The sequence below is a fragment of the Arthrobacter sp. MMS24-S77 genome (assembly GCF_054888235.1).
The window spans coordinates 3792622-3814851 of the sequence record NZ_JBTZRN010000001.1 but is presented as its reverse complement, the minus strand read 5'-3'; the positions used below and the strand labels follow the sequence as shown (position 1 = coordinate 3814851).

At 63.9% G+C, this 22230-nt stretch carries 20 protein-coding genes; 12 read left to right on the top strand and 8 right to left on the bottom strand.

Features of this window, described 5'->3' with window-relative positions; all coding sequences use genetic code 11:
* Positions 1-9: 9 nt before the first annotated feature.
* Positions 10-387, top strand: a complete 378-nt coding sequence (locus ACX5I4_RS17530) for an Rv3654c family TadE-like protein (RefSeq protein ID WP_461837767.1) — start codon at positions 10-12, stop codon at positions 385-387.
* On the opposite strand, the gene ACX5I4_RS17525 is transcribed toward ACX5I4_RS17530, so the two are convergent.
* Together ACX5I4_RS17525 and ACX5I4_RS17520 are read right to left on the bottom strand one after the other, a co-directional pair.
* Positions 384-2708 (bottom strand): DEAD/DEAH box helicase, encoded by a 2325-nt coding sequence (locus ACX5I4_RS17525; protein WP_461838764.1) that lies wholly within the window; start codon positions 2706-2708, stop codon positions 384-386. The two genes, ACX5I4_RS17530 and ACX5I4_RS17525, sit on opposite strands and share 4 nt — an antisense overlap.
* A 93-nt stretch (positions 2709-2801) precedes the next feature.
* Entirely contained in the window at positions 2802-3497 is a 696-nt protein-coding gene (locus ACX5I4_RS17520; RefSeq protein ID WP_461837766.1) for a GNAT family N-acetyltransferase, read from the bottom strand.
* Between the two features lie 125 nt (positions 3498-3622).
* Between ACX5I4_RS17520 and trhO the strand changes: the two genes are divergently transcribed.
* Positions 3623-4516, top strand: a complete 894-nt coding sequence (gene trhO, locus ACX5I4_RS17515) for an oxygen-dependent tRNA uridine(34) hydroxylase TrhO (protein WP_461837765.1) — start codon at positions 3623-3625, stop codon at positions 4514-4516.
* Positions 4517-4542: 26 nt separating this feature from the next.
* Here trhO and ACX5I4_RS17510 read toward each other — a convergent pair whose 3' ends face one another.
* Together ACX5I4_RS17510 and ACX5I4_RS17505 are read right to left on the bottom strand one after the other, a co-directional pair.
* Positions 4543-5079 carry a hypothetical protein gene (locus ACX5I4_RS17510; RefSeq protein ID WP_461837764.1) on the bottom strand — a complete coding sequence of 179 codons (537 nt, stop codon included), beginning with the start codon at positions 5077-5079 and terminating at the stop codon, positions 4543-4545.
* Positions 5080-5124: 45 nt separating this feature from the next.
* On the bottom strand, positions 5125-5562 hold the full coding sequence (locus ACX5I4_RS17505; RefSeq protein ID WP_461837763.1) for a hypothetical protein: 438 nt from the start codon (positions 5560-5562) through the stop codon (positions 5125-5127).
* Between the two features lie 74 nt (positions 5563-5636).
* On the opposite strand from ACX5I4_RS17505, the gene ACX5I4_RS17500 reads away from it, so the two are divergent.
* From ACX5I4_RS17500 to proC, 7 genes are all read left to right on the top strand, one after another.
* A complete protein-coding gene (locus ACX5I4_RS17500) occupies positions 5637-7328 on the top strand; it encodes a DUF7059 domain-containing protein (RefSeq protein WP_461837762.1) in 1692 nt (563 codons plus the stop codon).
* A 9-nt stretch (positions 7329-7337) separates the two neighbouring features.
* Positions 7338-7979: an ArsR/SmtB family transcription factor gene (locus ACX5I4_RS17495; RefSeq protein ID WP_461837761.1), complete on the top strand. Its 642-nt coding sequence runs from the start codon at positions 7338-7340 to the stop codon at positions 7977-7979.
* Between the two features lie 119 nt (positions 7980-8098).
* Entirely contained in the window at positions 8099-10825 is a 2727-nt protein-coding gene (gene topA, locus ACX5I4_RS17490; protein WP_461837760.1) for a type I DNA topoisomerase, read from the top strand.
* Between the two features lie 181 nt (positions 10826-11006).
* The gene (locus ACX5I4_RS17485) at positions 11007-11480 is read left to right on the top strand and encodes an SseB family protein (RefSeq protein WP_461837759.1); all 474 of its coding nucleotides are present in this window, start codon (positions 11007-11009) and stop codon (positions 11478-11480) included.
* A 71-nt stretch (positions 11481-11551) separates the two neighbouring features.
* The gene (locus tag ACX5I4_RS17480; protein ID WP_461837758.1) at positions 11552-12616 is read left to right on the top strand and encodes a Ppx/GppA phosphatase family protein; all 1065 of its coding nucleotides are present in this window, start codon (positions 11552-11554) and stop codon (positions 12614-12616) included.
* A 1-nt stretch (position 12617) separates the two neighbouring features.
* Complete coding sequence (locus ACX5I4_RS17475; RefSeq protein ID WP_461837757.1) at positions 12618-13454, top strand: sugar phosphate isomerase/epimerase family protein; 837 nt, start codon at positions 12618-12620, stop codon at positions 13452-13454.
* Between the two features lie 252 nt (positions 13455-13706).
* Entirely contained in the window at positions 13707-14537 is an 831-nt protein-coding gene (gene proC / locus ACX5I4_RS17470; protein WP_461837756.1) for a pyrroline-5-carboxylate reductase, read from the top strand.
* 15 nt (positions 14538-14552) lie between these two features.
* On the opposite strand, the gene ACX5I4_RS17465 is transcribed toward proC, so the two are convergent.
* Together ACX5I4_RS17465 and ACX5I4_RS17460 are read right to left on the bottom strand one after the other, a co-directional pair.
* A complete protein-coding gene (locus ACX5I4_RS17465) occupies positions 14553-15191 on the bottom strand; it encodes a potassium channel family protein (RefSeq protein WP_461838763.1) in 639 nt (212 codons plus the stop codon).
* Between the two features lie 40 nt (positions 15192-15231).
* The gene (locus ACX5I4_RS17460; protein WP_461837755.1) at positions 15232-16665 is read right to left on the bottom strand and encodes a TrkH family potassium uptake protein; all 1434 of its coding nucleotides are present in this window, start codon (positions 16663-16665) and stop codon (positions 15232-15234) included.
* Positions 16666-16777: 112 nt separating this feature from the next.
* On the opposite strand from ACX5I4_RS17460, the gene ACX5I4_RS17455 reads away from it, so the two are divergent.
* Complete coding sequence (locus ACX5I4_RS17455) at positions 16778-17989, top strand: acetoin utilization protein AcuC (RefSeq protein WP_461837754.1); 1212 nt, start codon at positions 16778-16780, stop codon at positions 17987-17989.
* Positions 17990-18016: 27 nt separating this feature from the next.
* On the opposite strand, the gene ACX5I4_RS17450 is transcribed toward ACX5I4_RS17455, so the two are convergent.
* Positions 18017-18490, bottom strand: a complete 474-nt coding sequence (locus ACX5I4_RS17450; RefSeq protein ID WP_461837753.1) for a hypothetical protein — start codon at positions 18488-18490, stop codon at positions 18017-18019.
* A gap of 168 nt (positions 18491-18658) precedes the next feature.
* On the opposite strand from ACX5I4_RS17450, the gene ACX5I4_RS17445 reads away from it, so the two are divergent.
* Together ACX5I4_RS17445 and gdhA are read left to right on the top strand one after the other, a co-directional pair.
* Complete coding sequence (locus ACX5I4_RS17445) at positions 18659-19234, top strand: ArsR/SmtB family transcription factor (RefSeq protein WP_461837752.1); 576 nt, start codon at positions 18659-18661, stop codon at positions 19232-19234.
* Positions 19235-19437: 203 nt separating this feature from the next.
* Complete coding sequence (gene gdhA, locus ACX5I4_RS17440) at positions 19438-20775, top strand: NADP-specific glutamate dehydrogenase (protein WP_461837751.1); 1338 nt, start codon at positions 19438-19440, stop codon at positions 20773-20775.
* Positions 20776-20853: 78 nt separating this feature from the next.
* Here gdhA and ACX5I4_RS17435 read toward each other — a convergent pair whose 3' ends face one another.
* Entirely contained in the window at positions 20854-22158 is a 1305-nt protein-coding gene (locus ACX5I4_RS17435) for an alpha-hydroxy acid oxidase (RefSeq protein ID WP_461837750.1), read from the bottom strand.
* Between the last annotated feature and the right edge of the window lie 72 nt (positions 22159-22230).

The window sequence follows — 22230 nt, the reverse complement described above, 5'->3', positions numbered from 1 at the left end:
GAGCGTGGCGTGGGGGCTGGTATCGCCCGCGCCAATGCGATCCGTAACGACGATGAACGCGGCTCCGGCACCGTCTTGGCTATTGCCTTGGGGCTTGTCGTCATGATCTGCATGGCAGCAGCACTTACGCTGGCCCAGGCCGCAGCGATGGCCCAACGTGCCGCTACTGCCGCCGACCTTGCGGCGCTCGCAGGAGCGGACGCGGCCCGTGGCCTGACGGCAGGAGATCCTTGCCTGGTCGCCAGCGAAACCGCGGCGAGGCATGGAGCGTCGTTGTCGGCCTGCACAGTCAACGGGGGTGAGATCGTTGAGGTCCGCACGGAGTTGGTTCGCGGCGCGGTATTCGGGACCGCAACCGGCCGCTCAAGGGCTGGTCCGCCGCCCTAAACAGCGTCCCGCAGGAGCACGTCGATCAGGGTGACCGCGGCGTCCTTGTCCAGAGGGTTGTTCTTGTTGCCACATTTGGGGGACTGGACACAGGAAGGGCAGCCGTTCTCACACTCACATGCCTTGATTGCGTCCCTTGTGGCGGTCAACCAGACTTTGGCTTTTTCGAAGCCACGCTCGGCAAATCCGGCACCGCCTGGATGGCCGTCGTAGACAAAGATCGTGGGAACCCCGGTATCGGCGTGAAGCGCTGTTGAGACACCGCCGATGTCCCAGCGGTCACTTGAAGCCACCAACGGGAGAAGCCCGATGGCGGCATGCTCAGCAGCATGGAGCGCACCCGGGAACTGCGCCTCGATAAGGCCCGCATTTGTCAGCGAGCGGTTGTGGACCACAAACCAAACAGCCTTGGTGAAGAGATCCCTGGCCCCGAGTTCCAGCGGCTCTTCCCCCAAAACCTCATTGGAAATCAATGCCTTACGTTGGAAGGAGACTACCTGTGTTGTTACTTTCACTTCCCCGAAATGAACCGCGATGTCACCCCATTCCATGGTCCGGAGAGTCTGCAGGACTTCGATCTGAGTCACGTCCCGGGCTGTTGTGTAGTAGTCCGGGTTGGCTCGCCGAACCATCACGCAATGGTCTTCTTCGTTCAGCTCCTCAACTAGGTAGCTTTCCCCCTGGTGTACATAGATGGCACCGGTGTGGGCCTGGTAGTGCGTCTGCGGCGAATCCATGGTGCCCAACAGAGAGCCAGTCTCGGAATCCACGATGCTCACGGGGCCGCCGCCGTCTGCGCGCAGGTTCACCATGGCCGCGGCGCTCTCCGGGTGGGTCCAGAACCAGCCCGCGGGCCGTTTCCTCAGGTACCCCTGCTCCACCAACTGGTTCAGCAGGGGCTCGGACGTTGGTCCAAACAGGCCAAGTTCAGCCACCCCGATTGGGAGCTCGGCGGCCGCCGCGCACAAATGAGGGCCGAGTACGTAGGGGTTCCCGGGGTCGAAGACGGTGGCTTCGACCGACACATCAAAGATTGCCTCCGGATGGTTGACGAGGTAGGTGTCCAGTGGATCGTCGCTGGCCACGAATGCGGCGATGGCGTCTTGGCCCGCGCGGCCTGCTCGTCCGATTTGTTGGAACAGGGAGGCCCTTGTCCCGGGCCACCCGGCTACCAGCACCGCGTCCAGCCCGGAAATGTCGATTCCCAACTCCAACGCTGACGTGCTGGAAACCCCAAGCAGCTCGCCCGAGCGCAGGGCCTTCTCCAAAGCGCGTCTCTCCTCGGGGAGATAGCCAGAGCGGTACGCAGCAACCCGCTGGGGCAGGCTCGGGTCTACCTCGTCGAGGAGGCGCTTGGCGATGGATGAAATTGTCTCTGCGCCACGCCTGGATTTGATGAAGGCGATGGTCCGGACGCGGGAGGACACCAGATTGGCCAGCATGTCCGCCGTCTCGGCCACGGCAGTCCTGCGGGCTTTCGCTCCGTTTTCGCCCCTCAGGTCGGTCAGGGCGGGCTCCCAAAATGCGACGGTCGTGGAGCCGTGCGGCGAACAGTCCTCATAAACTTCGCGGACTGGAGTGCCGATGAGCCGGGCGAAGGACGTGCCAGGATCCGAAGCCGTAGCGGACGCAGCAATGAACACAGGTTCAGGAAAGGAGGTGCCGGCCCCGTAGTATGCACAGATCCGCCGGAGCCTTCTCATGAGGTTGGCGACGTGCGAGCCGAACACTCCACGGTAACTGTGGGCCTCATCCACGATGACGTACCGCAGCCGCCGGAAGAAGCGCGCCCACCACGTGTGGTTGGGCAGGATCCCGAAGTGCAGCATGTCGGGGTTGGCGAGGATGAAGTTGGCGTGGTCGCGGATCCAGCGGCGCTGTGACTGGTCGGTATCGCCGTCGTACGTTTCGGCACGGACCGTGGGGAGCCTGAGCGAACGGATCGCTGCCAGCTGGTCGGCGGCAAGGGCTTTGGTGGGGGAGAGGTACAGGGTGACTGCACCGTCGTCGTGGATCTTGCCCGGTTCGGACAGCACCCGCAACTCGGAACGATGGATCGCGTCGAGGGCAGGCAACTGATAGGCAAGGGACTTCCCGGAGGCGGTGCCCGTGGCAATGACGACGTGTTGGCCCGAGTGGGCGAGTTCGGCTGCTTCGATCTGGTGCCGGTATGGTTCGTGGATGCCCAAGGTTCCGTAGGCCGCGATGACATCGGGATGGGCCCAGCCCGGCCATGCCTCATGGATTGCTTGGCGTGCAGGAATGGTTCGGACATGTCGCAACTGCTCCGGGTCCGGGCTCCTGCCCAGCAGGGAGATCATCGATTCAGTTGCGTTCACTTAAACATTCTGTCATCGCGCCCGAAACCGACCATCGTTGGCGCCTGCGGACCCGCTCCGGCGGACGCCGGGCTGCTACGCCACAGACAGGTCAGTCTCGTCGACTCGCTTGGTAGACATCATGAGTACTTGGCTCACGTTCTTCCAGCCGAGGTGCGAATAGAGGTGCTGTCCGTCCAGGGAAGCAAGGAGGAGCCCGCTTTCGACGTCGTGCTCAAAGGCCTGCGCAGCGAGGGCCTTCATGATGAAGCTGCCCAGTCCCCGGCGTTGGTAGTTGGGTTCGGTGACGATCTTGTCGAACACTGCCGTCCGCTTCACCACGAATACCTGGCCGCTGGCTGCCACCTTTTCTCCGGCGTGGACCACGGCGTAGTGCACGCCCTTGCTTTCGGAGGTCGTGAGGTTGAGATCGTCATCCGAGAGCCATGGATCTTCCGCATCCTGCGTCTCCATGTCCACGATCATCATGGTCTGGGAATCGGAGGTGATGTTCAGCCCGTGTTCCCGGGCCAACTGGTCATAACGGGCGACGTCGTTCGTGAGGATCGTCAGGATGCGGGTGTCCGCCTGGGCGGTCGTGGCAGCCAGTGCGGCAAACTCGGCATCCGAGGGGTCGTGCGCAAAGTACTCCCAGTCGCCGGTCTTGTCCGCACGTAGGGCCGCCGGGAACCGGCCTTCCTTGCGCGTCTCGTAACCCCGGGAACCGGACCAGCCGGCAACCCAGACCTCCAGCAGATCAGCGATGTCTTCAACCAAGGCGTCGTGACTCATGTAGAGAGACTATGTCAGCAGTCTGGGAATCAACAGGGGCGGCCAGTAACAGCTCAGTTAACACTTTGGGTTGGCCGATGGCGGCTCGACACGGGAGTTTGGGGCCACCAAGTACCCTTAAATACGTGGCTTTAAACAGAATCGTGCTCTTCTATGGCTTTACCCCGATCGCTGACCCGGACGCGGTGCGGCTGTGGCAGCGTGCCCTGTGCGAGAAGCTCGGCCTCACCGGCCGCATCCTTATTTCCCGGGACGGCATTAACGCCACAGTCGGCGGTGAGCTGAACAACGTCAAGCAGTACGTTAAGACCACCAAGGAGTACAAGGGCTTCCACGGCATCGACTTCAAATGGTCCGAAGGCGGCGCCGCAGACTTTCCCCGGCTCAGCGTCAAGGTACGCGATGAGATCGTGTCCTTCGGGGCCCCCGGAGAACTGAAAGTGGACCAGAATGGGGTCGTCGGCGGCGGCACCCACCTCCAGCCGGAAGAGCTCCACGCACTGCTGGAGGAAAAGAAAGCCGCAGGGCAGGAAGTGAAGTTCTTCGACGGGCGCAACGCCTTCGAAGCCCAGATCGGCAAGTTCAAGGACGCAATCGTTCCCGACGTCGCCACCACCCACGACTTCATCAAGGAACTCGATTCCGGGAAATACGACGAACTCAAGGACCAACCCGTGGTCACCTACTGCACGGGTGGGATCCGTTGCGAAGTCCTTTCCAGCCTCATGGTGAACCGCGGTTTCAAAGAGGTCTACCAACTCGACGGCGGGATTGTCCGCTACGGCGAAACCTACAAGGACCAGGGCCTGTGGGAAGGCTCCCTGTACGTTTTCGACAAGCGGATGCACATGGAATTCAGCGCGGACGCCAAGACCATAGGCCAGTGCGTCCGCTGCCAAGCGCCCAGCAACAAGTTTGAGAATTGCTCCAACCTGAGCTGCCGCAACCTCACCCTGTATTGCACCGAATGTGCCTCAAGCCCGGAAACGCTTCGCTGCCCCGAAGGCTGCCCGGCCTAGTTCCAAGTCACCTAGTTCCAAGTCACCTAGATCCGGCTCACCCGGTAGGCGAAGTTCGCCGGGGCACTTGCCGTCACCGTAATACCGAGGATGGCGTCCTTCTCCAGTTGCAGTACGTTGACCCGCGTAATGCCGCACTGCAGCATCAGCTCGATGAGGACCTCGCTCCCGTTCCGCACGGTGAATTCGGTGGTGCGGGCACCGCGGCACGCGAGTGTCACGGCATACGAACCGCCGGGAAGTTGCGTTGTTTCTTCATCGCGGGATTCGCCACGTGACAACAGTCCATAGCTGCTATAGAAGGACTGCCCGTTCGCGTCCGGAAGTACGTCCCGCGCCCAGCCTTTGAGCGCATCGCCCGTGACGGTCTGGCTCAATGCCGGATCGCGGGGCAATACGGGATCCGTGATGACCGCCGACGGCGGACCGCTCACCGGCGCACGACCGTCGTCGTAGGTGTATTCGCACGACGCCAGCGTGCCGCACGCGAGCACACCGCAAAGCACGACGGCGGGCATCGACACCCGTGTCGCCGGTACCTTCAGGGCGTGTACCCACCCCATAGTCCGACTCTACGCCGGCCCGTCGCCGTAGGAACGAGGTGGCAGTCAGGAACCCGGAACCAGTTGGTACGCGTAGATCAAGGGCGCATCCACGCTGCTTGTGCTGATGGTCAATGGACCAGAGGAGGGAACCTTGATGCGGGATGTCTCGCGGCTGCCATTGCACGCAGCTCCGGCTTCAGTGAGCGGCTTGCCGGACGCGGAAACAGCAAAGAATGCCTTGCCACCGCCGTCGCAGGCTACCGTCAACGTGTACGTCCCTGCAGCCACGTTGGCTACGCTCTTGACCAAGGGGTCGCGGTTCAGGATTTTCCCTGAGTCCTCCATGGCGATCCCGGCAGCGGAGGGAATGGTCGTTGCCTTCCATGAGGGGATGTTGGCGTCGGTGATGGACCCTGCGGGAACGCACGCGGTCATTGCCAGGGTGCCGGCGCCGAGAGCAAGGAGTGCTGCGCGTCGTCGGATGGAGGGGTGAAATGCCATGATTTAACGCTACCCGCTCCGGAGCCCACTCCGGGACGGCGGATGCCCACCCCCGGCCCCAATAGACTTGCACGGTGACTGATCCCGCAACGCCCACCACCTTTGGGACCATCCCGAACACCCCCGACGCTCCCCGCAGCGACCTCCCCGAGCAGCTCACGGCGCTCGCCGGAGACTTGCGAACCATCGGCTACACCGTGGACGGAGTAGCAGAACTCCTCGGGGAGTCTGCCCACGCTGCCCTCGCCCGGGATCAGCTCATCCCTGCCCTCATTGTCACCGAACCGACCGCCCGCACCGGAGACCCGGGGACGGGCCGCGCAAAAGCTGCGCTCGCCGTCGTCGTCCGCTTGTGGCTCCTTGCCGTCCCCCAAACTGAAGACGACATCGACGCGGCGTTGCCACGGATCCGCACTTCGGGCCTGGTGGAGCTTGGCTTGGTGGTGAAAAACGACGCCGGTGCTGTCGCGGCCAAGGTGGATTTGCGGCCGTACGGTTGGGACTCCAATGAAGACGGAAGCGGCGGCGCGGAGCTGTGGGTCTCCAGCGATCTCGCGGCCCATCAGCAACCCGGCGTGCTTCGGCATGACCATGTGCTGGGTATCGGTCAGGCTTCCACCACGCTCGTTCAGACCACCATCCGACGGCATTCGAAACGCGCCCTCGACCTCGGCACGGGCTGCGGAATCCAGACCTTCCACCTCCTGCACCACAGCGAGCACGTCACGGCCACGGACATCTCCGAGCGGGCCCTCGCGTTCACCCGTTTCAACCTGATGCTCAACGCCGGCGCCTTGCACGTTGATCCGGCTCATCTCGAGCGGCGCGTGAGCTTGCGGTTGGGGTCCCTTTTGGAGCCCGTGGCGGGTGAGACGTTCGATCTGGTGGTGTCCAACCCGCCTTTCGTCATTACTCCACGAAGTGCCGGCGAGCACGCTTCGGATCAATTCACGTACCGCGACGGCGGGCTGCCCGGCGACGACATCGTCGCCAACCTCGTCCGCACCTTGCCGGACGTCCTCGCGCCCGGCGGCACCGCCCAGATGCTCGGCAACTGGGAGATCCCCGCGGGCACCGGGTGGAGCGAACGTCCATCCTCGTGGGTGGCGGGTTCCGGCACGGAAGGGTGGTTCATCCAGCGGGAACAGGTGAGCCCCGAGCTTTACGCGGAGACCTGGTTGCGGGACGCCTCCGAGGGCCGCGACCGCGAGCTCTACCGCGATGCCTACGCCGCCTACCTGGATGATTTCGCCTCCCGGAACGTGGAGGCCATCGGTTTCGGGATGATCTGGCTGCGGCGGCCGGCGGAAGCCAGATCTGCGGATCCGGCAAGAACCCGCTTCGAGGAAATCACGTACCCCATCGAGCAGCCGATCGGTCCGCACCTTGCCGCCGCCGTCGAACGCGCCGACTGGCTGGATGCCCATGAGCTCGCCGACGCCCACCTGGTGGTGGCTGAGGACGTGACGGAGGAACGCCACCAGCGGCCCGGCGCCGAACACCCCGGCGTCATCTTGCTGCGCCAGGGCGCGGGGCTGCGTCGGACGAACCTGCTGAGTACCGAGCTGGCCGGCTTCGTTTCTGCGTGCGACGGCGATCTGTCCGTCCGCCAGCTGATCGGCGCCTTGTCGGCGCTGCTGGGTGGAGGGGACGACTTCGACGACGATGCTTTCCGCGCCGGATTGCTCGCCGACATCGGGAACCTGGTCCGCGATGGTTTCCTGCTGCCCGCGCCTTCGGACAATCAAGTCGATGCTGCCGGATAAACTGTTCCGGTGAATGAAGACAACGGGGTATCCAACGGGCCGGCATCCCCGAAACGCCGGAAACGGCCCGAGAAAACGGTGGAGATCACCGACCCCAAAGCCATCCGCGCTCTCGCCCACGCGGCCCGGCTTGAGGTTATCTCGGAGCTGTATGCAACCCAGCTGAGCCGCACGGCCACCGAGCTCGCCGTGCAGACCGGCCTCACGCCCAGCGCCATGAGCTACCACCTGCGGGCTCTCCAGAAATGGGGGATCGTGACCGCTGCGGACAACGAAGGCGATGCACGCGAACGCCGGTGGAAGGCCGCCGGCTCGGACTTCACCATCAAATCGGGCGGCAACGCTCCGAGCCCGGAGATCGCCGTCGTCGAACTCGAACTGGACGCCTTCCGCCGTCGGGCTACCGCGTTCACCCGGGCCCGCGGCGAGCGGCGCCAGCGCGGCGAGTCCGCGAACGAGGCGGCGGCTATGGTCTTGTCCAGCGATCTGTTGTACTTGACTCCGGAACAGCGGACGGATCTCAAGGCCAAATTCCAGGAGCTTATCAAGTCATATGAGCTCGAAGATCCCACGCGGATTCCTGAAGACGCCGTGCGGATCGCTACGATGTGGTCAATGATTCCGGACGACCGGACGCCGCCCGCAAGCTGACCAAACGCACCGTTCCTCCACAGCACTTGTGCACATGGAAACGCACGATTCTGCAAAATATGGTGAACTAGGCCAATATGGGCACGAGCCCAAGCAATTCATTTTTCTGTAGGAGAACCGTGCCCAGCAAGGCAAAAACCGGCAAGAAACTCGTGATCGTGGAGTCTCCGGCCAAGAGCAAGACCATCGCCAAGTACTTGGGCGAAGGCTTCATTGTCGAGGCCTCGATCGGCCACATCCGCGACCTCCCGCAGCCGTCGGACCTCCCTGCAGAACTGAAGAAGACCTCGGTTGGCAAGTTCGCCGTCGACATCGAAAATGACTTCAAGCCGTACTACGTGGTGTCGCCGGACAAGAAGAAAAAAGTCGCCGAACTCAAGGCCCAGCTGAAAGACGCTGACGCGCTCTACCTCGCAACCGATGGGGACCGCGAAGGCGAGGCCATCGCGTGGCACCTCCTGGAGGTCCTGAAACCCAAGGTTCCCGTCTACCGCATGACCTTCGGCGAAATCACCAAGGAAGCCATCCACCGCGCCATGGACAACCTGCGCGATGTCGACAGCGCCCTCGTCGACGCCCAGGAAACGCGCCGTATCCTGGACCGCCTGTACGGTTACGAAATCTCCCCGGTACTGTGGCGCAAGGTGGCCCGTGGCCTGTCCGCCGGCCGTGTGCAGTCGGTCGTGACCCGCATGGTGGTCGACCGCGAACGCGAACGCATGGCCTTCAAGTCCGCTTCGTACTGGGACCTGACGGGCCAGTTCGGTACCGGCTCCGCGTCTTTCAAGGCGAAGCTTGCTGCGGTGGACGGCGCCAAGGTGGCCAGCGGCCGTGACTTCAACGACGACGGCGTCCTCACCTCCGCGAACGCGGTGCACCTCAACGAGGAACTCGCGACGTCGTTGGCGGCTGGACTGGAGAACGCGGACTTCCGCGTCCGCTCTGTGGACACCAAGCCGTACACCCGCCGTCCCGCGGCGCCGTTCACGACGTCGACCCTTCAGCAGGAGGCCGGCCGCAAGCTGCGCTTCTCGTCCAAGAGCACCATGCAGATCGCCCAGCGCCTGTATGAAAACGGCTACATCACCTATATGCGTACAGACTCGTCCGCGTTGAGCGATGAAGCCCTCACGGCTGCTCGCCGCCAGGCTGCTGAGCTTTACGGTCCCGAGTACGTGCCGCAGTCTCCCCGGGTCTACGCCAACAAGGCCGCCAACGCCCAGGAAGCCCACGAAGCCATCCGCCCGGCGGGTGACTCCTTCCGCACCCCGGCGCAGGTGGCCAGCCATTTGACCGGCGACGCCTTCCGCCTTTACGAACTCATCTGGAAACGCACCATCGCCTCCCAGATGGGCGACGCCAAGGGCTCCACGGCCACCATCCGCCTCGGCGCGGTGGCTGCCGATGGGCGCGACGCAGAATTCTCGGCCTCCGGCACGGTCATCACCTTCCCGGGCTTCCTCGCGGCCTACGAAGAAGGCAAGGACGAAAGCCGCGGCGACGACGACTCGGATGAAGCCCGCCGCCTGCCCAACGTGGCCAAGGACGATTCCCTCACGGCTTCGGAGATCGTCGCCGTGGGCCACGAGACCTCGCCGCCGCCGCGGTACACCGAAGCCTCTCTGACGGCGGAGCTGGAAAAGCGTGGCATCGGCCGCCCGTCCACCTACGCCTCCACCATCTCCACCATCCAGGACCGCGGCTACGTCCGGAAGCAGGGCTCTGCGCTGGTTCCGAGCTGGATCGCCTTCTCGGTCATCCGCCTGCTGGAGCAGCACTTCACCGACTACGTGGACTACGAATTCACGGCAGACATGGAAGGCGACCTGGATAAGATCGCCAACGGCCAGGCTGTCGGTGCCGCTTGGCTCAAGCACTTCTACTACGGTGAAGACGCCGATCCCGGCCTGCTGAGTATCGTCAACAACCTCGGTGAAATCGATGCACGCGAGATCAACTCGGTGCCGATTGCCGAAGGCATCACGCTGCGCGTCGGCAAGTTCGGCCCGTACCTGGAAAGCTCGATCCCCACTATCGACCCCAAGACCGGCGAAGTCGTGGAGTCGGCGCGGGCCAACGTCCCCGAGGACCTCGCGCCGGACGAGCTCACTGCGGCCAAGGCCGTGGAGCTTATGGAAACGGCTGCCCCGGAGGAACGTGTCCTGGGCGCGGATCCGCACACCGGCCACACCGTGGTTGCCAAGAACGGCCGCTACGGCGCCTACGTCACCGAGATCATCCCGGAGATGACCGAGGAGCAGCTGGCAAACCAGCCGGTGGAGTACTACAAGAACGGCAAACCCAAGCCGCCGAAGAAGCCCGTCAAGGCCAAGCCGCGCACAGGTTCGCTGTTCAAGTCCATGTCCGTTGACTCGATCACGCTCGACGAAGCAATGCAGCTCATGAGTCTGCCCCGCGTCCTCGGCGCGGACACAGAAGGCAACCCCATCACGGTGCAGAACGGCCGCTTTGGGCCGTACTTGAAGAAGGGCACAGACTCGCGGTCCATCGGATCCGAGGAAGAGATCTTCACCATCACGCTGGAACAGGCACTGGAGATCTACTCCCAGCCGAAGCAGCGTGGCGCCCGGGCTGCCGTCCCACCCCTGGCAGAGTTCGGCCCGGACCCGGTCTCGGAGAAGAACATCGTGGTGAAGGAAGGCCGTTTCGGCCCGTACATCACCGACGGCGTCACCAACATCACGGTTCCCCGCGCCACGTCCTTGGAAGAGCTGACCCGGGAGCAGGCCATCGAGCTGCTCGCCGAGAAGCGCGCCAAGGGCCCGGTCAAGCGGACCACCACGGCCCGCAAAGCGCCCGCGAAGAAGGCTGCGGCGAAAAAGTAACGGTTGCCGAAGCCCCGCAAGCGCGCTAAGGATACGCATATTCCCTGAGGACACCGGAATTCGGGCGTCCTCAGGGAATACGTGTGTCCCGGGAATTATCCGTGTCCTCAGCGCAGGGGGACGGCGGCCGGTAGAAGGCCGGGAATTGCGTCCTGCACGTCAACCGTGATCGAGTGGAACCATGACAGACGAGCCTGCTGCCCCGGAATCCCTGCCCTTGAACGACCTCGAGTCCAAGCTCGCAAAGGCCGGACATGCCGACGCGAACCCCGTGGACGTGATCCTGTCCTTCTTGAACAACGAGGTCTACATCCTCAGCGCCGACTCCTTGGATAGGCGCGACGCCGCGGTGGAACCACTCGTCCTTTCCAACTCCGAGGGCCAGCCGGTCCTGGCGGTATTCAGCCACCCCAGCCGGGTGGAATCGCACTTCCTGGAGGCTGCGCCTAACGTCCTGGGTACCCACGGCGCTGCGATCCTGGACAGCATCGGTGACGAGCTCGGCTTGGTGATCAACCCTGGCAGCGAGCACGGCTTCGAGATGGGCCCGGAGGGCATCGCCAACGTCCGCCGCGACTTCACCCGCGCGGATCCAACGGCAGACGGAGCCGCAGACACCGGCGCCGCCATAGACACCGACGAGCCGAAAGAATAATTGCCGAACCGCCGGCACGAATCGGTAGTCGCACTTGCTTCACACGCTTCGAATCGGGGAATAATGGCAGAATGCGTCTTGGCGTCCTAGACATCGGTTCCAACACCGTCCATTTGCTTTTGGTGGACGCGCACCCGGGCGCACGCCCGGTTGCGTTTGCCTCCCATAAGCGACCCCTTTCGCTGGTCCAGTTCCTGGACGCCGACGGCAACATCAACGACGCCGGACAACACGAGTTGATCGAGTTCGTCCTTGAAGCGTGGGAATTCGCAGCCCGCCACAAGGCCGAGGATCTACTGGCCTTTTGTACCTCGGCTATCCGCGAAGCCACCAACGGCGCCGAGGTCCTGGCCAGGGTGAAGCACGAGACTACCGTGACGCTGCAGGAACTGACCGGTAGCGAAGAGGCCTCCATGACCTTTTTCGCGGTTCGACGCTGGTACGGCTGGGGCGCCGGTCCCATCCTGGACTTGGACATCGGCGGCGGCTCCTTCGAAATGGCGTTCGGCCAGGACGAGCTGCCCGAACTCGCGGTGTCGGTCCCCCTGGGTGCCAGCCGCCTGACCAGGGACTGGCTCCACAATGACCCGCCCTCTGCCAAGAGCGTCAAGGACTTGCGCAAGTACATCCGCCACACACTCAAACCCGTGGTACGCGAGTTTAAGCAACTCGGCCGGGCCAACCTAGTGGCTGGAACATCCAAGACGTTCCGTTCGCTGGCGCGTATCGCAGGCGCGGCCCCCAGCGGTGCCGGTCCGTATGTCAAACGCGAACTCCATGCCACCGACCTAGGGCTCTGGGCGCAGCGCATTTCGGCCATGACTGTCGAGGACCGGCTCTATCTCCCCGGTGTCTCGGATGCGCGCGCCGGGCAGATCCTTGCCGGAGCCCTCGTGGCCGAGGCGGCCTTGGAAATGTTCGAGTTTCCCAGTATGGAGATCTGCCCGTGGGCATTGCGCGAAGGATTGATCCTGCGCCGACTCGACCAGCTGATCTTCGACGGTCCGCTGGCCCCGGCCCCGCATGTCGGGCTCGGCGGCGCGGTACCGGTGCCCCGCATGGGCGCCAACACCGGAACAGCCGCGCCCGCGGCAGCGTCCATCCCCATCCCAACCGCTGGCAGGCAGGCCAACTGACATGAGCACCGACGTCGAGCACTCCGAAGAAGACACGCCGAGGATCCCGGTGGCGCTTTCCAGCGCTTCTGTCTATCCGCTCAGCGTCCATGACGCCTTTGCGGTGGCCCAGGACCTGGGGTACGACGGCGTCGAGGTGATGGTGACCAACAACGCCACCAGCCAGAATCCGGATGCCTTGGTCCAGCTCAGCCACCGTTACGACCAGCAGATCGTCTCCATCCACGCGCCTACCTTGCTGCTGACCCAACAGGTCTGGGGTCCGGCGTGGAACAAGATCGAGATGTCCTGCCAGATGGCGCGGGAGGTCGGCTGCAACACGGTGGTGGTCCACCCGCCGTTCCGCTGGCAGTCGAACTATGCCGAGAACTTCGCTGCCGGTGTGCGCGAGATCGCGGCGATGTACCAAGTGCACATCGCCGTGGAGAACATGTACCCGTGGCGTGTGCGCGGCCGTGAGGCGCTTGCTTACCTTCCGCACTGGGACCCGATGGGCCAAGATTACGACGACGTCACGTGGGACTTCTCGCATGCCGCTACCGCGGGGGCCAACAGCCTTGAGGCCGTGCGGGCGCTCGGGAGCAAGCTACGCCACGTCCATCTCACCGACGGTTCGGGCTCAGGCAAGGACGAACACTTGATCCCCGGTTACGGGACCCAACAGTGCGCCGAGGTGCTGCAGCATCTGGCATCCAATGGATTCGAAGGCACAGTGGTTGCCGAGATCTCCACGCGCAAGGCAAAAGCAGCCGGGGAGCGCGAGGAGTGGCTCGCGGAAACCCTGCGCTTCGCGCGCCAGCATTTGGGAGCTCCACTGGTGGGAGCCTTCGAGATCTAGTTCCTTAAACGAGAAAGCACCGGCGGTCGAAACGGGAAAATGGGGGGAAACCCGTTCGACCAACCGGTGCTTGTGGCGGACATCCCCATGCCCGCCTCATCACTCGCACCCTCAATGAGGTAACTACTAAGTTACGGAGCAATATTGGGTGCAGCCTGCAATAACCTTGTGAACTAGCTGGGAATCGTGGGCACCCTGCCGAGTCCCGCATCTGGTTCTGCAGCGGCACAGCTGAACTGGCATCATGGAGCCATGAGCAACCGAATCGCATTCCTTGGCTGTGGGTCCATGAACGAGGCCATTCTGGGTGGCTTGCTGGCCGCCGGAACGGATCCGTCGGACGTCGTCGCCACCGTACGCCGCGCAGAACGCGCCGCCGAACTTGCTGAGCGCCACCACGTCATGACCATCGCCGGAGCAGAGGAACCAGACAACAACAAGCTGGCCACCAAAGGCGCGTCGGTTGTCATCCTGGGTGTCAAGCCCGTGGGCATTGCCGATCTTGCCCGCGAGATCTCGCCCGCGCTGGCCAAGAACACCATTGTGATCAGTGTTGCCGCCGCGGTGTCCATCGCGCAGCTGGAAGCAGCCTTGCCGGCGGGACAGCCAGTCATCCGCACCATGCCCAACACCCCCGCCAAGCTTGGCCGGGGTGTGGTTTCCGTTTCGCCCGGAACCAACTGCACTCCCGAGCAGCTCCAGCAGGCCAAGGACATCCTTGGCGCCGCAGGAACTGTGGTGGAAATCCCCGAGGAACAGGTGGATGCGCTGTCCGCCATCAGCGGCTCCGGCCCCGCCTACGCGTTCTACCTCGCCGAGGCCATGGCCGCTGCCGGCGTCGAACTTGGCTTGGATCCCGAGCTTTCCCTCATGATTTCCCGGGAGACCGTGGCAGGTGCCGGTTTCATGCTTGCCGAGCCGGGCGCGGATCCGACCGCCCTACGCATCGCCGTGACCAGCCCTAACGGCACCACGGAGCGCGCCATCGCAGCCTTCAACGAAGGCGGCATACCCGCGATCATCGCCGACGGAGCCCGCGCAGCCGCGGCCCGCGCCGCGGAAATCACGCGGCAACTCGCCTAAGCTACGAACGCGAAGCTACGGCCGGGCCGCGAAGCGCTCCAGCAGGTCCACGTGCCCGGACACAATCAGCATGTCCCGGCCGGAAACCTTCGTATCCGGCCGGGCGTAGGTGAAGTCCTCGCCCGGGGATTTCACGCCGACAATCGTCACGCCGTACTTGGAACGGACCTTGGACTCATCCAGCGTGAAGCCCACGGTTTCCTTCGGCGGGTACATTTTCACGATCGCAAAGTCGTCATCGAACTCGATGAAGTCCAGCATGCGCCCCGAGACGAGGTGGGCCGCGCGGACCCCGGCGTCGGCCTCGGGATAGATGACGTGGTTGGCGCCGATTCGCGTGAGGATCTTGCCGTGCGAGGGCGTGATGGCCTTGACCCAGAGGTGCTCGATGCCCAGGTCCACCAAGTTCACGGTGATGAGCACCGAGGATTCGATCGACGTTCCCACCCCCACCACGGCAGAACTGAATTCCTGCGCACCGAGTTGGCGTAGCGCGTCGATGTTGGTGGCGTCCGCTTCCACCACGTGGGTCAATACCGAAGCCCATTTCTGCACGAGGCTGCGATCCCGCTCGATGGCCAGGACTTCGCGGCCCTGCTTCACAAGTTGTTCCGCTGTGGCGGAACCGAAGCGGCCCAAGCCGATCACCAGCACGGGCGCGTTGTGCGCCGGCCGGTTGGGGGCGCCAGATGAATTAGCCAATGATCGGCCTTTCTTCGGGGTAGTGGTACAGCTGGCTGCGTTGACGAAGAGCCAGGGCTGCGGCGAGGGTAACGGTGCCGACGCGGCCGGCGAACATGAGGGCGGCAAGGACATACACGCCCGACGGCGGGAGTTCGGCACTGAGGTTCGTGCTGAGTCCCACGGTGGCAAAGGCTGAAATGGTCTCGAAGAGTACCCGGTCCAGGGAGGCTCCGCTGATCTGCAGGAGCAGGAAGGCCGAGACCGAAACCAAGGTTGCACCCGCGACGATCACGGAGATGGCAACCCGCATGGTGCCCTGGGGGATGGTCCGACCGTACACCTTGACGTCGGTGTCGCCCCGGGCCTCGGCCGCGATGGCGAGGAACATGACGGCGACGGTGGTCACCTTGATGCCGCCCGCCGTCGACGCCGAACCGCCTCCGGCGAACATCAACGCGTCGGACAGCAGCCTGGTGGTCGATTCCATGTGGCCCTGGTCCACCAGGTTGAAGCCGCCGGAGCGGGTCATGACCGAGGCAAAGATCGAGTGCGTGATCTTGTCTCCCAGGCTCATGTTGGCGATGGTTCGGGTGTTGTCCCATTCCATCAGGGCCCAGAGGGCAGCGCCGGCAACAAGCAGGATAAAGGAGACCTGGATGGTCAGTTTGGTGTGCAGGTTCCACTTTTTCCAGTTGAGCCCGTTTTGCTGCAGCACCATGACCACGGGGAAACCCAGGCTGCCCAGGAAGACGCCCAGCATGAGCGGGACCAGGATCCAGAGATCCGTCTCGTAGGGAACGATTCCGTCGGAATGGGGTGTGAATCCAGCATTGTTGAACGAGGAAATCGAATAGAAGACGCCGTGCCAGACCGCCTGCCAGAAATCCTCTCCCAATGTGATGAAGCGGGGGATCAGGGCCACAGCCAGGATCGCTTCAATCACCACGGAGGTGGTGATGACGATCCGCAACAGGGTACCCACTTCGCCCAAGCGGCCTGCGTTGTTCATCGCCTCCTGGGCAATGAGCTTGCCCCGGACGCCCAATCGCTTGCTGACCATCAAAGCCAGCAGGGAAGCGAGCGTCAGCGTACCCAAGCCACCCACGAAGATGCCCACAAGAATGACGAGTTGGCCGAAGAAGGTCCAGTGCGCCGCCGTTGACACAACCGTCAAACCAGTCACGCAGACGGCGGATACGGCCGTGAACAAGGCCTGGTGAAGTGGCGTCACCGCACCGTCGGCCGACGCCGCGGGAAGGGAGAGCAAACCTGTGAACAGGATGATCGCGACGCCGAAGGCCGTCAGCGCCAATCGCGCCGGCGAAGTGTTGGCGATGTTGTCGATGAAGTCGCGGATACCCGTGAAGATCCACAGGCCTCCCCGCTCTGGCTGGACGGTTTGCCAGCCGGTCTGGCCCCGGGACCTCGACTGGCTCTGAGTCATGGCAATGCTGTTCGCTTCTGGTCGATTGATTCTGCTTTCTTGAGTAGTAAACCACTAATCGTCCGCAGGAACGGGGCGGTTGCACTCCCGCCGCTCGGGTAGCCTGTCATTGATGACTTCCTGGGCAGGCCTCCGTCCGTCCGCGCTGCCAACGACGGTCGCGTGGGATCCCGCCATGACCGCATACAATTTCGGCCCTTCTCACCCGATGGCCCCGGAGCGGCTTGAACTGACTGCCAGGCTCGCCGCGGCGCTCGGACTTTTCGATTTGAAGCATGTCTCGGTCCAGGCACCCGAGGTGGCTTCCGACGTCGAACTCCTCGCCGTTCACAGTGCCGAATACGTCGCCGCCGTGCGGCGCGCCAGTGCGGACCCGACGACGCCGGACCCGGAACGCGGGCTCGGTACCGAAGATGACCCCGCGTTTGCGGGAATGCATGAAGCAAGCGCACGGCTCGCCGGCGGATCGTTGCTCGCAGCCGAGGCCATCCTGTCCGAAGCCGCAGTCCGGGCCGTCAACTTCGGCGGCGGCCTGCACCATGCGTCCCGGGAGCGGGCCAGCGGCTTTTGTATCTATAACGACGCCGCACTCGCCGTGCAGAGGCTGCTCGACGGCGGTGTTCGGAAGGTCGCGTACATCGACGTCGACGCCCACCATGGTGACGGCACCCAGAGCATCTTTTGGAATGATCCCAGGGTCCTGACGATCTCCCTGCACGAAAGCGGCCTCTCGTTGTTTCCGGGAACGGGATTCGCCAACGAGATCGGCGGCCCCAATGCGCTAGGCTCCGCCGTCAACGTGGCCTTGCCTGCGTGGACGGGCGATGCCGGGTGGCTGCGTGCGTTCCATGCCGTGGTGCCGCAACTTGTGCGGGCCTTTGAGCCGGAAGTCATCGTGAGCCAACACGGCTGTGACTCCCACAAACTCGATCCCCTCACGCACCTCAACCTCAGCGTGGACGGCCAGCGCGAGGCGGCTACCGCCGTCGCGGGCCTTGCCGCCAGGTTCTGCGAGAACCGCTGGATTGCCACCGGGGGAGGGGGCTATGACATCACGGGAGTGGTGCCGCGGACGTGGAGTCATTTGATAGGGATCGTGGCCCAGCATCCCGTGCAGCTGACGGCTCCGGTCCCGGAGGTTTTCCGGAGCTATGTCAGGGAGAAGTACGGGGAAACGGTTCCGGAACTTATGGGTGACGGCGTCGACACGTGGTGGCGTTCGTGGGAGGTGGGGTATGACCCCGCAGACGCCGTGGACCGTACCATCATTGCCACCCGCAAGGAGATCTTCCCGCTCTACGGACTGGACCCCTGGTTCGACTAGCGTTTCCGGGAGCATCAAACCGCACGGCTAGTGGCTGGGCTTCTCCGCCTGGAAAACGACGCCGGCCGCTCCCACCAGCCAGCCCAACAGGGACAGTGCGAAGGCGCCGATGAGATCCGTGGACGCGGTGCCCTTGAACAGCCAAAGGACCAGCACCAGCAACCCGATCACCATGTACACCATGATCGCGGCGATGATCCGGCCGGACAGCCTCGCCGCCACCTCGCTCGGGTAGGAGGCCGCTTCGGCGGTTTCGACGACGCGGTCCCGCCGGACCTCGGAGATGGTGAATCCCAGGGCCGAAGCCGTCAGGGAGCTCAAGGATGTGGCCAGGACGCCCGCCGCGGTGACCAAGGCGCCGTTGAGGCTTGGTGCGGCGGCGTCTCCTACGGGAATCCAGATCAGCACGCGGATGAGCACGGCCAGCCAAACGGCCACGAAGAGAAGCAAGAACACGGCGGCGATAACGTTGAACAGTTGCCGGCGGAAATATTCAGTCATGGCATCGCACCCCAACCCGCTCATACGGCCCTGACCGGGCTCCCCGCCTCCGGCGGGCCGTGGCGGACCGTGAGTCCGTTGTAGCACCGGCCCCGGGCGCGGTCAACGCCGCGCGCACATGCGAAATAGTTGATGCCTTTTGGCGTATATGTCGCTAGGGTGGGAGGCATGGTGACTGACGACGTATTTGCCGTCATTGCTGAGGCAACCCGGCGTGACATTCTGGTTTCCCTCCGCTCTGGGGACAAAGCTGTGGGGGAACTGGTGGAGGAGCTCGCCGCGAGCCAGCCCACCATTTCAAAGCATTTGAAGGTACTCCGCGAGGCGGATCTCGTCAGCATGCGCGCACAGGGGCAGAAACGCTACTACGCGTTGAACCCCAAGCCGCTCGCCGGGGTTGCCAGCTGGCTGGAGACGTTCGACGTCGGTCCCGCCCGGCCCGCGGCCGAAACCGCCACGCCTGCCCGCAACCCCCGTGCGCGTTCGTCTGGCCAGGGTGAACAGGGCACCGCGGGGAAGCAGCCCGACGGCGAGCCGCTCGTCCCGACGTCGGCGACCACCGACGTCGTACGCTCGCCTGAGACCACGCCGGATTCCGGCGCCATTGCCGCCGCAGCCGGGATGGACGACACAATGCCGCAGCAGATCGGCCGCACGGTTGGCCGTGCCGCAACCAAGGCAGCGGACCTCCTGGCGAACCTGCCGAACCTACCCAATCTGCCGAAATTCGGGCGGAAGAAGTAGCCGGACCTATGGAGTGATCCCCATCACGTGTTGGGTGGCTTCTACTCGATGATTCCTTGAAACTCTGCGCCCTCGGCGGGCCTCTGCCCTGAGGGCCGCCCGGGTCGTAATCGGTTCGAATGGAGACTGCCGCGCGTCTGGTGCGAGCATGGGCGTGATTGCACTCAGGTCCGCCTTTCGGCGCAGAAATTATAGGGAGTCACATGGATTCGAGGCTGGAAGCAGTCAGGGACACCGTCCTGGCGCGCAACCCGGGCGAGCTGGAATTTCACCAGGCCGTCACTGAGGTTTTTGAAAGCCTCGGCCCGGTACATGACAGGCATCCGGAATTCCTCGAGGGTGCAGTCCTTGAACGCCTGTGCGAACCGGAGCGCCAGATCATCTTCCGCGTCCCGTGGACCGACGATGCCGGCCGCGTGCACGTCAACCGTGGCTTCCGCGTCGAGTTCAACTCGGCCCTGGGCCCCTACAAGGGCGGCCTGCGCTTCCACCCCTCGGTCTACTTGGGCATCGTCAAGTTCCTGGGCTTTGAGCAGATCTTCAAGAATGCCCTGACAGGCATGCCGATTGGTGGCGGAAAGGGTGGCTCGGACTTCGATCCCCGCGGCCGCTCCGACGCCGAAATTATGCGCTTTTGCCAATCTTTCATGACCGAGCTGTACCGCCACATCGGCGAATATACGGACGTTCCTGCCGGCGACATCGGCGTGGGAGGCCGCGAGATCGGCTACCTGTTCGGCCAATACAAGCGCATCACCAACCGCTACGAGTCGGGCGTGCTGACGGGCAAGGGAATGTCGTGGGGCGGCTCCTTGGTCCGGCCGGAAGCCACCGGGTTCGGCACGGTCATCTTTGCCCAGGAGATGCTCAAGACCCGGGGCCAGTCCTTCGATGGCCAACGCGTCGTGGTCTCCGGATCAGGCAATGTGGCCATTTATGCTATCGCCAAAGCCCAGGCCCTTGGAGCGACTGTGGTGGCCTGCTCCGACTCCGCGGGTTACGTGGTGGACGAGGCCGGCATCGACGTCGTGCTGCTCCGTCAGATCAAGGAGGTGGAGCGGGGCCGCCTCACGGAGTACGCGGAACGCCGCCAGGGCGCCGTCTACGTCGCGGGCGGCTCCGTTTGGGACGTCAACGGCACGGTTGCACTGCCGTGCGCGACGCAAAACGAGCTCGACGGCGATGCTGCAGCCAAGCTGGTCAGCAACGGCCTGCTGGCGATCGCCGAAGGCGCCAACATGCCCTCCACCCGTGAAGCCGTTGCGGTATTCCAGGACGCGGGCATCCTGTTTGCCCCGGGCAAGGCCGCCAATGCCGGCGGAGTGGCAACGTCGGCGTTGGAGATGCAACAGAATGCCAGCCGTGATTCCTGGTCCTTCGAACACACGGAAGCGCGGCTTACCGAAATCATGGTGGGCATCCACGATCGTTGTGCCGAAACTGCGGAGGAATATGGGGCGCCCGGGAACTACGTCCTGGGAGCCAACATCGGCGGTTTCGTGAAGGTTGCCGATGCCATGTTGGCGCAGGGCCTGATCTAGCGCCCGATCCTGCCTGACCAGCCCAACTGACTCGCAGTAGGTGTCGTTTTGAGGGCTCAAAACGACACCTACTGCTAGCTACTTGGGCAGCAACCGCACGTGGTCCGGGTTGAGTTCCGAAATCCTGGTGACTCCGAGCAAGGCCATCGTGCGGGCCATGTCCTTTTCCAGGATCTGGATGGTGCGGTCCACGCCTGCCCGGCCGCCGGCCATGAGCCCATAAAGGTAGGCGCGGCCGATCAGCGTAAAGTCGGCGCCGAGGGCCAGGGCTGCCACAATGTCGGCACCGCTCATGATGCCCGTGTCCAGGATGATGGCCGCGTCGCTGTTGTCCGCCTTCAGTGCCGCGGACACCTCCGGAACGAGGTGGAGCGGAATCGGTGCCCGGTCCAGTTGGCGCCCGCCATGGTTGGAGATCACGACGCCGTCCGCGCCGTGGTCAACCACCTTGCGGGCATCTTCCACCGTCTGGATGCCCTTGACCACCAGCTTGCCCTTCCACGTTTCGCGCAGCCAGTCGAGGTCATCGAAGGTCAAGGTGGGATCGAACATGGAGTTGATGAGATCGGCCACGGTACCTGTGTAACGCGAGAGCGAAGCGAAAGTCAGCGGCTCGTGCGTAAGGAAGTTGAACCACCATGCGGGCCGGTACGAGGCATCCAGCACAGTCTTCACGGTGAGCGCGGGCGGTATGGTCATGCCGTTGCGGACATCGCGCAACCGGGCGCCCGCGACGGCGGTATCCACCGTGACCATGAGGGTGTCGTTTCCGGCTTTGGCGGCGCGCTCGATCAGTTCGAGTGATCGGTCCCGATCCGTCCAGAGGTACAGCTGGAACCAGTTGCGGCCGTTCGGGGCCGCTGCGGCAACGTCCTCAATGGAAGCCGTGCCCATCGTGGACAGGGTGTATGGAATACCGGCTGCTTCGGCCGCCTGCGAGCCCGCGTACTCACCCTCCGACTGCATCATTCGGGTGAACCCCGTGGGCGCGATGCCGAACGGAAGCCGGGATTCCTTGCCCAGGATCCCGGTGCTGAGGTCGATGCTGGAGACATCGCGCAGGATCCCCGGCCGGAACTCGATGTCCTGGAACGCCTGGCGGGCCCGGCGAAGCGTGATCTCCGCCTCTGCTGCGCCGTCCGTGTAGTCGAACGGCGCCTGGGGAGTGCGACGCTTGGCCATGTCCCGCAGTTCCCAAATGGTGGACGCGCGGCGCAGCTTCGCCGCGTTGCTGAACTCGGGTTTCTTGAACTTCATCAGCGGCGCTAGGTCCGCGTATTTGGGAACTCGGCGCTTGAGTGCTGCGGGGCGTCCGACGGCGGTGGGGACGTTCGTTGGCACCTCAAGGGAAGGGGCGTTGCTCGGCTGGACGGTCTGCGTCATGGTGCTGTCTCCCGTGGGCTTGTGTGGTTAGACCACACTCTATGCCATGTGGTCCGACCACATCAACTACTA